This is a genomic window from Actinosynnema sp. NPDC002837, from assembly GCF_040295345.1.
In the GTDB taxonomy this organism is placed as follows: domain Bacteria; phylum Actinomycetota; class Actinomycetes; order Mycobacteriales; family Pseudonocardiaceae; genus Actinosynnema.
The window spans coordinates 25,949-38,809 of the sequence record NZ_JBEOVG010000052.1; the positions used below are offsets into that span (position 1 = coordinate 25,949).

Genomic DNA, 12,861 nt, shown 5'->3' on the forward strand with positions numbered 1-12,861 from the left:
GAGCTCGCATCAACGGGCATCGATGTGCGATGGATTACGTGTGACGCAGACCGGGACCACCGACACCGTCGTGCGGCCTCGCCTGGACTACCTGCTGGCCGCGGCGCGGTCGAGCAGGATCACGACGGTGGTGGCGCCCGCCGGGTACGGCAAGACCACGTTCCTCGCCGGGTGGACCGCGCGAGCGGAGGTCGCCTGGCACACGCTCACCGAGGAGGACCGCTCCGCCCAGCCGCTGCTCGTCCGCCTCGCCCGGGCCCTGCGCGTCGTCCTGCCCTCGCTCCGCTTCGAGCCGCCCGCGGTCCTGGCCGACGACGAGGCCGCGGGCGAGGCCGGGCGCACCGACCGGGCGCACGCGATGGCCGCCTCCCTGTGCGACGCGATCGCCGAGGCCGCCGGCGGGCGGACGCTGCTCCTGGTGGTGGACGACCTGCACGTCATCGGCCCCGACGACCGGACGTGCGGCCTGCTCGAAGCGCTGTGCCTGCACGCGCCGCCTGCCCTGCACGTCGTGCTGTCCGGCCGGGAGCCGCCGCCGTTCCCGGTGCAGCGGCCGTCCGGGCCGCTGGAGGTGACCGCCGCGCAGTTGGCGTTCACCGAACGGGAGACGCGGGAGCTGGTGGCCGACGACCGCGCCGCCGCGGAGGTCCACCGCCTGTCCGGCGGCTGGCCGGTGGCGGTGCGGATGGCCGCCGAGGCGCTGGGCCGCAACCCGACGACCGGCCCCGGACCGACGCGGCACGCACCGCCCGCCGCGTTGCCGCACAACCGCGCGCTGTACGACTACCTGGCCCACGAGGTCTTCGACCGGGAACCGCGACCGGTCCGCGAGCTGCTGGCGGTCGCGGCGCTGTTCGACCGCTTCGACGCCGACCTGCTGGCGGCGCTCGGGTTCGCCGATGCCGCGCGGGTGCTCGCCGACCTGCTGGCCCGCGGGCTGTTCGTCGAGCGGCTGATCGCGGACCCGGGTCGGCTCGGCCTGATCCCGCTGGCACGCGCGTTCGTCGCCGGCCGCGCCGGGCTGGGCGCCGACGAGCGACGACGGCTCGGCACGACCGCCGCCGCCTGGCTCGCCGGGCAGGGCCGCCCCGCCGAGGCGCTCGCCGCGCTGGCCGGGCTCGGCGAGCACCGGGTCGTCGGCGCCCTGCTGGCCGAACGCGGCGAGGAGCTGGTGCAGCAGGGCGGCGCGGACACCGTGATCGCCGCCGTGGCCGAGATCCCGCCCGACGAGCGCGACCCGGTCACGTGGCAGCTGGCCGGCGTGGCGCACCAGGTGCGCGGCGAGTGGGGCCTGGCGCTGGCGTGCCTGCGGCGGGCGACTCCGCCGGGCGCCCGCACGCCTCCGGCGCTGGCGGCCCGCATCGCGGCGATGCACTACTTCAGCGGTGCGCCGGACCGGACGCTGGCGGCCTGCAAGGAGTGCTCGACCACCGGGGCCGACCCGGCGGCCGAGGCCAGGGTGCGCGGGCTCGCGGCGAGCGCGCACTGGGCGCGGGGCGACGTCGCGTCGAGCCGGGCCGAGATCGCCGCGGCGTCGGCGCTGGCCGAGGAAGCGGGCGACGACGCGGCCCTGGCCGCCACGCACACCGTGCTGGCCATGATCGCCGACGCGGAGGGCGACCGCCCGGCGATCGCGGACCACTACGCGCGGGCGTTGGCGCACGCCCGGCTCGCCGGCGACGTGCTCGCCGAGATCAGGATCCGGGTCAACCGGTCCGCCCACCTCGTGCACGAGGCGGACCACGCGGAGGCGCTGGCCGAGCTGGACACCGCGTTGCGGCTGGCCGACCTCACGGGGTTCACCAGCTACCGGGCGCTCGCGCTGAACAACCGGGGCGCGGCGTGGCTGGGCCTGGGGCGGCTCGACGAAGCCGCGGCCGACCTGCACGCGGCGCGGAAGGTGTACACCAGGACGGGTTCGCGGCTCGCCAGCCTGGCCCTGGAGTCGTTGGGCGAGGTCTACCGGCTCCGGGGTGAGCGGGCGCTGGCCCGGGACGCCTTCGCCGAGGCGGTGCGGCTGGCCGAGGAGAACGACGCGGTGCCGCAGCTGGTGCCCGCGCTGGCGGGGCTGGCCCGGGTGCTGGCCGACGAGCAGCCCGGGACCGCCCAGGACCTCGTGCGCCGGGCGTTGTCGTGCGGCACCGGCCTCGGCTACCCGGCGGCGCTGCTGGCCGCCGCACGGCTGGCGCTGGCCCGGGGTGAGCCCGACGAGGCCGCCTCCCACGCCGGCCGGGCCCACGCGGTGGCCGCCCGTCGCGGCGACCGGGCCGCCGTCGCCGCGTCGCTCGAACTGCTCGGCCGGGCCAGGACCGGGCGCGACGAGGCGTTGTCGCTGCTGGCCCAGGCCGCCGCGGCGTGGGCCGAGATCGGCAACCCGATCGGCGGCATCGAGGTGTCGATCGCCAAGGCACGCGTGCTCGGCGGGGCGGACGGGCTGGCGCTGGTCACCGTGGCGGGCCAGGCCGCCGGCCGGATCGGCGCCCGCGGGCTGGTCGCGGAAGCCGCGTCCGTCGCCGAGAGCTGCGGCCGGTCGACCGGGCCCGCGGTGTCGATCCGCACCCTCGGCGGGTTCCAGGTGCTGGTCCGCGGCGCGGCGGTCCCGGCAACCGCGTGGCAGTCGAAGAAGGCGCGCGACCTGGTCAAGATCCTCGTCGCACGGCGGGGACGGCCCGCGACCCGCGAGGCGCTGATGGCGCTGCTGTGGCCGGACGAGCCGCCGGAACGCGTCGCCAACCGGTTCTCGGTGGCGCTGTCCACCGCGCGCCTGGTGCTCGACCCCGACCGGTGCGACCGGCACGGCATCGTCGCCGACCACGACCAGGTGCGCCTGGACCCGGCCGCGGTCGACGTGGACGTGCTCCGGTTCCACGCCGACGCGAAGGCCGGGCTGGCGGGCCGGTCGCCGGCGCTGCTCGCCTCGGCGGAGACCGCCTACACCGGCGACTTCCTGGAGGAGGACCCCTACGCGGACTGGGCGGCCGAGCTGCGCGAGGACACCCGCCTCACCTACCTCCAGGTCGCCTCGGCGCTGGCCGAGCACGTCGCCGCCGCCGGCGACCACGTCGCGACCACCCGGTACTGCCTGCGGGTCCTGGAACGCGACGGCTACGACGAGACCGCGCACCTGACCCTGGTCCGGGCCCTGACGGCGGCGGGCAGCCACGGCGAGGCGCGACGGCGCTACCGGGCCTACGTCTCGCGGATGCGGGAGATCGACGTGGAGCCGAGCCCGTTCCCCGACTCCACGCCGCGCGGTGCGGGGCTCACGCCTCCTTGAGGCAGATCGCGTAGGCCTCCACGTTCCACCGGCTGGCGCCTTCCGGCGCGATCACCGTCATCGAGTCGGTCCCCGGGTCCGGCTTGGCGCTCACCAGGATCGCCTCGGAGTCGGGCGTCTCGCCGCTCACCAAGCCGCCACCGCCCACGAGCCGGAACCCGTCGTCGCAGGTCGCGGTGGCCTCCTGCGCCCCGAGGTCGGGGAACTCGCCCGAGTCGGCCACCACGCGCACCAGGCTGCCGGCCATCGTGGCGTCGCAGATCGCCGACGCCTTCACCGTCCACTGCGCGTTCGCCGGTCCGGACCCCATCGCGGTGGCCGTGGTCAGGCCCTCGTCGGGCACGAGCCCGTACAGGGCCGCCTTGTCCGCGCCGTCGTTCCCGACGACCTCGCCACCGAGACCGGTCAGGCTGTTGGCGACCGGGCAGGAGTCGGAGTGCTCCTTGGGGACGACCTCCGCCGTGCCGAACGGGTCCTCGCGCGCCAGTTCGGGGTTGCCCGTGCCGCAGACCGCGTAGGCGGTCACCGCCCACGCGGGCGTGGTCGTGAGCGACCTGGCCCGCACCACGACCCCGGACAGGTCCGCCAACGGCCGGATGGCGTCGATCGCCACGTCCCCCGACCGGTTGTCGACCGCGCCGCCCGCCGAGTACAGCTTCGTGCCCCGCGGGCACAGCGCCCGCACGGACTTGTCGGCGTCGGTGGACGGGCTCACGGCCTCCACCAGCTGGAGGTCCACGGCGGCCGTCTCCGCGCTCGCCTGCCCGGTCGCCAGCCCCACCGCGAGGCAGCCCATCGCCACCCGTGCCCACCACGTCGTCCTGCTCATCGATCCCCCTTGGTCTCCGCGCGCGGCCGTGCCCCGCGACGCCACGAACCAGGATGGGACCGGGGATTACGGTGGTCTTAAAGTCGGGTGGCCGGCCGCCCCCGGCGCCGAGTCCTAGAGTGGCGCTCATGATCACCGAGGAAGAACGCGCAGCCCGCTCACGACGTGCCCGCGACGCCGCCGTCGACGCCGCGACGGCGCTGGGGCTGGACGCTTCCGAGGCTGAGGTCGTGTACGACGTCTTCTCGGTGGTGGTGGACCTCGCGCCGTCACCGGTCGTCGCACGAGTGCCGGTCGTGACCCCGCGCGGCACCTCGTCGACGGGCTTCCAGCGCACGGAGCTGGCGGTGTCGAGGTGGCTGGCGGCACGCGGCGAGCCGACCGTCGTGCCCAGTGGGCTCGTCCCGGCCGAGCCCGTCGAGCGCGACGGTTTCGCGATGACCTTCTGGGAGAAGGTCGACGGCGTGACCCCCACCGATTACGACGTGGTCAAGCGCATGCCCGTCGTCGCGCGCCTGCACTCGATCCTGGCCGAGTACCCGGGCGAGACCGGCTTCGTCCCGGGGATGCAGGGGTACGTCGACCTCGCCTTCGACGACCTCGAAGGTCGTGACGACCTGCTGCCCGCCGCCGACCTGGCCCGGGCCCGCGCCGAGTGGGCCGTCCTGTCGCCCGCCATCGCGTCGCCCGCCGCGTTCGCGCGGATGTTCCCCGGCGTCCCCGTCCAAGTGGTCCACGGCGACGCCCCGTTCTACAACCTGATCGAGACCGCCGACGCCCTGCTGTACTCCGACTACGAGCACGTCGGCGTCGCCCCGGTCGAGTGGGACCTCGCGCACACCGGCGAGGAGGCGATCGCGTCCTACGACGCCGCCGCGGCCGAACTCGGCCTGCGCGCGGTCGACCCGGGCGTCCTGCGCGCCATGGAGCGCTTGCGCGACCTGCAGGTGGTCGCCTGCCTGGCGCTGGCCCCGCAGCTCCCGCTCCTGGTCGACGGCCTGTCCTCGTCGCTGGAGGCCTGGCGGGCCACCGAGCCCTGGCGGGACGGGGAGCCCTCCGCGAGGTGAAGCGGCCACGTGGTGGACAGTCGCGGTCATGGCAGCCGAGGTGACGCCGGGACGCGAGGTCGTGCTCGAAACGGATCGCCTGCTGCTCAGGCCGTGGCGGGTGGCCGACGCCGTCGTCCAGCGCGAGCTGTGGACCGAACGCGATCCGCGAGTGCCGCCGCACCGCCGGATCGACGCCGACGGCCGCCCCACGGTCGAGGAGCTCGAGCAGGCGATCCGCGCCGACGAGCCGCCGTCGTCGACGGGATTGCTGGCCATCGAGCGGAAGGCGACCGGTGACGTCATCGGCTACTGCGGGTTGATCGACAGCGGCCGAGGAGCCGAAGGGGAACCGGAACTGGCGTTCGAGCTGCTGCGCCGGGCCTGGCGTCAGGGTTACGCGACCGAAGCCGCGTCGGCGGTCCTGGACTGGGCGAGGTCGTCGGGGCACCACCGGGTGTGGGCCACGGTCTGGGACTGGAACACCGCCTCCCGCCGCGTGCTGACCAAGCTCGGGTTCACCGAGACCGAGCGGGTGGAAGTGGACCCGGCCCGCGGGACGACCCTGTTCACGACGAGACGACTCTGACACCACGGCTGTCGCCCGGACGAATCGCGTCACCCGGCGGAAACCGACGTCCGACCGCGACCCGCGATCGTCGGCGAAAAAGCACGTTCGCGGATCGACGGCAACCGGGACGGACCGAGAACGAATTCGGACGAGCACGAGCCACCGGTGTTGTCCGCGCCGAGTGCGGCCCGATGGGCCGACCGAGTGAACGATGCACGACTTTCCCACACTATGACACGGATTGTCCGGTCCGTTAGGCCACTTGGCCCTTCACTTTCGTTGAAACCATGCATAAGTTGCAGATGGTTGTTGCGAAAGACTGCCAAACTTCGCGCAACCGCACCGGACAACCACAACCTCCGACGCCGTCCGCGCGAGCGCGCCCCGGACGGTTTGTTCGCCGCGCGAGGAATGGACGCCGAGTCCATTCCCGAGCGGCTCACGCCCTCATTGTTCCGCGCCTTTCCGGCACCGGCTCCGCCCTTTCCGGGCGAATGCCGTCGACCTGGACGGAGAACGATGGACGAGCACGCCCAACCCGGCTGGTTCACCAGGCTCGTGTCCCGGCGCGCCGTGCTGGCGACCGGCACGGCCGGGCTCGCCGTGCCGGCCGCCATGGCGCTCGGCCCGGTGGCGCCCCGGCACGTCGCCAACGCGCAGGAGGGCGTGGTCAAGAAGGTCACCCTGTACGCGGAAGCCCTGCCGGACAACCTGTACGGCTACGGCCTGGCGCCCGGTCAGGCGACCGTGCCGGGTCCCGTCCTGGAGATCTACGAGGGCGACACGCTCGAAGTCACCCTGGTCAACAACACCGACCGGCGGATGTCCATCCACCCGCACGGCGTCGACTACGGCGTCGAGTCCGACGGCAGCCCGCTCAACGCCTCCTTCAACAACCCCGGCGAGACGCGGACCTACACCTGGCGATCACGGGAGATGACCGCCACCTCGGGCAGGCGCCTGATGCCCGGCAACGCGGGCTACTGGCACTACCACGACCACGCCATGGGCACCGACCACGGTTCCCTGGGCATCGCGCGCGGGCTGTACGGCGCGCTGGTCGTGCGCCGCCGCGGAGACATCCTGCCGGACAAGCAGTTCACCGTCGTGTTCAACGAGATGACCGTCAACAACCTGGTCGCGCCGCACACGCCGATCTTCGAGGCCGACCTCGGCCAGCGGGTGGAGTGGATCGCGATCGGGCACGGCAACCAGTTCCACACGTTCCACCTGCACGCGCACCGGTGGGCCGACAACCGCACCGGGATGCTCGAAGGGGCGTCCGACCCGAGCCGGGTGATCGACAACAAGGACCTCAACCCGGGCAGCTCGTTCGGGTTCCAGGTGCTGGCCGGCGACGGCGTCGGCCCCGGCGCGTGGATGTACCACTGCCACGTGCAGAACCACTCGGAGACCGGGATGTCCGGGATCTTCCTCGTGCGCAACGCCGACGGCAGCATGCCGCCCGGCGTGCAGGAGGCGATCGACCGGTTCCGCGGGCACAGCCACGGCGCGGCGACCGCGCACGCCCCGACCGAGGGGCAGCACCAGCACTCGCCCACGCGATGACCTCGTGGCCGGCGACGACGAAGGAGTGAGGGATGGGGCCAACGACCTCTCCGGGCGGACACCGCGGGAGAACAGGGAGGAGGGCGCTGTCGGCGGTGACCGCGGCGGCGGTCCTGCTCGGCGGATCACTCACCTCCGCGACCGCGTCACCGGCCGTGCCGCGGCAGGCGCCGATCACCACCGCCGCGTCGGCGTCGGTCCTGGTCTTCCACGGCCCGGCCGCCGAGCAGCAGGACCCGGTCGCCCGCGCCACCGAGGCGTTCCGGGACATCGGGGCCGCCAACGGCATCGCCGTCGACGCGTCGTCCGACCCGGCCGTGTTCACCGCCGACACCCTCGCCGGGTACCGCGCGGTCGTGTTCCTGTCCGCCTCCGGCGCGACGCTCAGCCGTGACCAGGAAGCGGCGCTGCGCGACTACGTGAAGAACGGCGGCGGGTTCCTCGGGGTGGCCGACGCCGCGAAGGCGCAGCCCGAGTCGTCCTGGTTCGCCGGTCTCATCGGGACCCGTCCCGTCGGCACCACCGCCACCCCCGAGACGGCGAGCGCGGTGACGGCGAGCGCCGAGAACCCGCCGAACGAGACCAAGGAGATGCTGGCCGACGGCAAGCCGGAGACCAAGTGGCTGGTCCGGAGCACGACGGCGTGGGCGGCCTACCGGCTGCCGGCCGCCGCCGCGGTCAACCGCTACACGCTCACCTCGGCCAACGACGCACCCGGCCGCGACCCGAAGGACTGGACGCTGCGGGGCTCCGCGGACGGCACGACCTGGACCGACCTGGACCGCCGGACCGGCCAGACCTTCCCGGAGCGCTTCCAGAGCCGCACGTTCACCATCGCCGAACCGCGGTCGTTCCAGCACTACCGGCTGGACATCACGGCCAACGGGGGCGAGCCGATCACCCAGCTGGCCGACCTGCGCCTGTACGCCGGCGACCCGACACCCATACCGGACCCCGAGGTGCACCGGTCCGTGGTGAACCTCCTCGACCGGCAGCACCCGGCGAACGAGGGCCTGCCGCTCACCCTCGCCCGATCGGACCGCTGGTACAACTGGGAGCCCAACCCGGTCGGCGTCGTGCACACGGTCGCCCAGGTCGAGGAACGGCACTACGACCCCGGTCCGGGCGCCAACGGCCCGTTCCACCCGGTGTCCTGGTGCCGCGACTACGAGGGCGGTCGGTCCTTCTACACCGGCATGGGCCACACCGAAGAGGGCTACGGCGAGCAGGCCCTCCGCAGCCACCTGACCGGCGCCCTGAAGTGGACGACCGGCCTGGTGCGCGGCGACTGCCAGGCCACCATCGCGTCGAACTACGAGGTCGAGCGGCTGACCGCGGCCAACCAGACCGGCCGGCTCGACCAGATCGGCGAGCCGCACGGCCTGACCGTCGCCCCGGACGGCACGGTGTTCTACGTCGGCAAGGCCGCCTGCCCCACCGGCCCCGTCGTCGCGTGGACCGATCCCCACGTCGGCCTCGGCTGCGGCACGATCCACCAGTTCCGACCTGACACCAAGCAGGTGAAGCTGCTGGCGACGCTGCCGGTGATGGGCAACCGCGGCAGCGGAACGGAACTCGTCAAGAACGAGGAAGGCCTGCTGGGCATCGTGCCCGACCCGGCGTTCGCCGAGAACGGCCGGCTCTACGTCTACTGGATGCCGCACGACACCGTCGACCGCGAGAAGCGGACGGGCAAGCGGACGATCTCGCGCCTCACCTACGACCGCGCGACGCAGACGATCGACCTGGCCACCCGCAAGGACCTGCTCCAGTGGGAGGTCCAGCAGCACAGCTGCTGCCACGCGGGCGGCGGCATGGCGTTCGACGCCAAGGGCAACCTGTACGTGGGTTCCGGCGACAGCAACTCCTCCCTGGGCTCGCAGGGCTACTCCGGCAACAACTGGACCGCCGAGTGGGAGGGACTGTCCTTCCAGGACGCCCGCCGCACGGCCGGCAACACCGACGACCTCAACGGCAAGATCATCCGCATCCACCCCGAGCCGGACGGCACGTACACGATCCCGCCGGGCAACCTGTTCCCGCCGGGGACCGCGAAGACCCGCCCGGAGATCTACGTGATGGGCGTGCGCAACATCTCGCGCCTGCAGATCGACCCCGTCACGCAGTGGCTGACCGCCGCCTGGGTCGGTCCGGACGCGCTGCAACCGAGCCCGGAGCTGGGCCCGGCCAAGTACGAGACCGCGACCATCATCACCGAGGCGGGCAACCACGGCTGGCCCTTCTGCATGGGGAACAAGCAGCCCTACCGCGACCGCAGCAACACCGACGCGACCGTGCTGACCGGCTGGTACGACTGCGACGCGCCGAAGAACCACTCGCCGCGCAACACCGGCCTGGTCGACCTGCCGCCGGTCAAGGACAACATGATCTGGTACGCGCCGGGAGGCGGCGGCCCGGTGTTCCCGGACCGCCCGGACGGCAGCGGCATCCCCACCTACAACGCCGCCGACGCCACCTACACCCAGCCGTACCTGCGCGGTGGCGGCCAGGCCGTCATGACCGGACCGACCTACCACCGGGAGCTGGTCGACACCGGCAGCGGTGTCGCGTGGCCGGAGTACTGGGACGACAAGTGGTTCATCGGCGACCAGTCGAACTCGGCCAACCGGGTCGCGGTGACCGTCGACCCGGCCGGTGTGCCGACCGCCGCTCCCCCGGCCTTCGGCGAGAGCCTGCGCGCGATCATCCCCGGCGGCCTCGGCGACGACCGGCTCCAGAGCTGGATGGACGCGAAGTTCGGCCGGGACGGCGCGCTCTACCTGCTGGACTACGGCGGTGGGTTCTTCAGCCTGCACCCCAACCAGAAGCTGATCCGGATCACCTACCAAGGCGGCGCGAAGACGCCGAAGCCGGCCGCCGGCTCGGTCGCGGTGCACGGCAAGCCGCTCACCGTCGCCTTCACCGGCTCCAAGTCCGGTGGCGCGTCGCACCGCTGGGAGTTCGGCGACGGCACGTCGTCCACCGAGGCCGACCCGCGGCACACCTACGACCGGGTGGGCGAGTACCAGGCCAAGCTCACCGTGACCTACGCAGACGGCGAGACGCAGGTCGTGCCGCTCACCGTGGACGTCGGCTGCGCGGTCCCCGACGACCGGGCCACGGTGTGGCTGGGCGAGTCGGACTCGGGCGTGGCCAACAAGCCGGTCGGCGGCGGCTGCACGGTCAACGACCTGATCGACGACGAGAGCCCGTGGGTCGACCACGGCACGTTCGTCCGGCACGTCACCGAGGTCGCCGACCGGTTGCAGCGCGACGGCGTGCTCACCGCCCGCGAGAACACCGCGCTGGCCCGCGCCGCCGCCGGCTCCGACATCGGCACGGCGGGCAACACCGGCTACGAGCCGATCTTCGACGGCACCGCGGCGTCGCTGCGGGGCTGGGTCCAGGCGCCGTCCGGGTCGTTCTCGATCCAGCCGGACGGCGCGCTGCGCTCCTCCGGCGGGCTGGGCATGCTCTGGTACGCGCGCGAGCAGTTCGGGGACTTCTCGGTGAAGCTCCAGTTCCGCGACATGTCACCGGACGGCGTGCGCGCCAACAGCGGCGTGTTCACCAGGTTCCCCGATCCCCGCACGCCCGTGGACCAACGCCCGCCGGACAGCTGCGGGACCGTCGGCTCGGCGCGGACGTCGGCGGCGTGGGTGGCGATCTACTGCGGGCACGAGATCCAGATCTACGACGGCGAGACCGGCGAGCCGCAGAAGACCGGATCGGTCTACAACTTCGACCCGGTCGGGCTGCCGCCGTCCGGCGCGCCCGCCAAGGGCGGCTGGCACGACTACGAGATCCGGGTCGTCGGGCAGCACTACACGATCGTCCGCGACGGCGTGGTGATCAACGAGTTCGACAACGCGCCGGGCAAGCAGTCGTCCCGGCCGAGCGACCCGCCGACGGACCTGCGCCAGTTCGCCGAGGGCTTCCTCGGCCTGCAGAACCACGGCGCGTCCGACGTGATCGACTTCCGCAACATCCGAGTGCGGTCGCTCTAGCCGTCCGGCAGGTCCGCGCTCAGGAAGGTGCACCATGTTCCGACGTCCGACCGCCGCGGTGGCCGCGGCGCTGCTGTCCCTGGCCGCCGTCCTCCCGGCCACCGCGCTGCCGTCCGCTCCCGTCCAGGCCCAGGAGCAGGTGCTGACCTGGACCGCGGACAACGACATCACCCGCTACAAGTCCGCGCCGAGCACCGCGGCGCCCGGCCCGACGACGATCGTCTTCGAGAACAGCGAGGCCACCGGCAACACCACCGGCATGCCGCACACGCTCACCTTCGACACCTCCACGCCCGGCTACAACCACGACGTGGAGCTGAACATCCTGGCCAACCCGTTCGACGCGCGCAACGGCAGGCACGAGGCCGCGGTGACGCTCACCCCGGGCAAGTACCGCTACCTGTGCACGATCCCCGGCCACGGCACGATGTCCGGCGAGTTCACCGTGACCGAGGGTGGTGAGGACACCACCCCGCCGACCGCGGCCGGCGAGGTCACCGGCCCGCGCGACGCCGCCGGCAACTACCTCGGCAGCGCCACGGTCACCGTGACCGCCTCCGACGCGGGCTCGGGGGTGGCGTCGGTCGAGTACGAGGTGGACGACACCGGCTTCGCGCCCTACACCGCGCCGGTCCGCGTCACGGCGGTCGGCGACCACTCCGTGCAGTACCGGGCGACCGACCGGGCGGGCAACACCTCCGAGATCGGCTCGGTGTCGTTCCGCGTGGTCGAACCGCCGTCCGACACGACACCGCCCGAGGTGGCCGCCGACGTCGCGGGGGCCAAGGACGCGCAGGGCAACTACGTCGACAAGGCGACCGTCACCATCACCGCGACCGACGCGGACTCGGGCGTGCGCGGCCGGGAGTACCAGCTGCACTCCGGGCCGTGGACGGCCTACACCGCGCCGGTCGAGGTCACCGCGCCCGGATCGCACATGGTCCACTTCCGCGCGACGGACAACGCGGGCAACACCTCGCCGGAGGGCATGGTGGCCTTCACCGTCGTCACCACGCCGGTCGACACCGAGCCGCCGACGACGTCCGCCGTGGTGTCCGGGGCCAGGAACCCCGACGGCGCCTACCTGGACACCGCGACCGTGACGATCACCGCGACGGACGCGCAGTCGGGCGTCGACCGGGTCGAGTACGCGCTCGACAGCGGCGAGTGGACCGCGTACTCGTCGCCCGTCGTGGTCGGCGCGGCGGGCAGCCACACCGTGCGGTACCGCGCCACCGACAAGGCCGGCAACGCCGCCGAGGCGAAGTCCGCGTCCTTCACCGTGGTGAAACCGGGTGCGGACGCCTGCCCCGACTCCGACACGCGGCCGACGGTGGTCATCGGGGACGAGGACACCCGGGTCGCGAACGTCGACACCGGCGACGGTTGCACCGTCAGCGACCTCGTCGACCAGCACGGCGAGCACCCCGACCACGGCGCCTTCGTCCGGCACGTCGACCTCGTCACCACCGACCTGGTGGCCAGGGGCGTGCTGACCACGAGGGAGCAGGCCGTCATCGTGCGCGCGGCCTCGCGATCCGACATCGGCGAGTAGTTCCTTC

Annotated in this window: 7 protein-coding genes; 6 read left to right on the forward strand and 1 reads right to left on the reverse strand. The window is 73.3% G+C overall.

Annotated features, from left to right (window positions below; translation table 11 throughout):
* Positions 1-40 precede the first annotated feature (40 nt).
* A complete protein-coding gene (locus ABTZ99_RS28895) occupies positions 41-3,277 on the forward strand; it encodes a winged helix-turn-helix domain-containing protein (RefSeq protein ID WP_499615596.1) in 3,237 nt (1,078 codons plus the stop codon).
* Here the strand turns inward: ABTZ99_RS28895 and ABTZ99_RS28900 are convergent.
* Positions 3,264-4,106, reverse strand: a complete 843-nt coding sequence (locus ABTZ99_RS28900) for a hypothetical protein (RefSeq protein ID WP_498777290.1) — start codon at positions 4,104-4,106, stop codon at positions 3,264-3,266. The genes ABTZ99_RS28895 and ABTZ99_RS28900 overlap by 14 nt on opposite strands.
* Before the next feature lie 128 nt (positions 4,107-4,234).
* Here ABTZ99_RS28900 and ABTZ99_RS28905 point away from each other — a divergent pair, with 128 nt between their 5' ends.
* From ABTZ99_RS28905 to ABTZ99_RS28925, 5 genes are all read left to right on the forward strand, one after another.
* Entirely contained in the window at positions 4,235-5,173 is a 939-nt protein-coding gene (locus ABTZ99_RS28905) for an aminoglycoside phosphotransferase/kinase family protein (protein WP_499615599.1), read from the forward strand.
* Between the two features lie 28 nt (positions 5,174-5,201).
* A complete protein-coding gene (locus ABTZ99_RS28910) occupies positions 5,202-5,741 on the forward strand; it encodes a GNAT family N-acetyltransferase (RefSeq protein WP_498777285.1) in 540 nt (179 codons plus the stop codon).
* A gap of 501 nt (positions 5,742-6,242) precedes the next feature.
* Positions 6,243-7,292, forward strand: a complete 1,050-nt coding sequence (locus ABTZ99_RS28915) for a multicopper oxidase domain-containing protein (RefSeq protein ID WP_499615601.1) — start codon at positions 6,243-6,245, stop codon at positions 7,290-7,292.
* Between the two features lie 32 nt (positions 7,293-7,324).
* Complete coding sequence (locus ABTZ99_RS28920) at positions 7,325-11,299, forward strand: ThuA domain-containing protein (RefSeq protein WP_499615603.1); 3,975 nt, start codon at positions 7,325-7,327, stop codon at positions 11,297-11,299.
* Positions 11,300-11,333: 34 nt separating this feature from the next.
* Positions 11,334-12,854 carry an OmpL47-type beta-barrel domain-containing protein gene (locus ABTZ99_RS28925; protein ID WP_499615605.1) on the forward strand — a complete coding sequence of 507 codons (1,521 nt, stop codon included), beginning with the start codon at positions 11,334-11,336 and terminating at the stop codon, positions 12,852-12,854.
* Positions 12,855-12,861 lie beyond the last annotated feature (7 nt).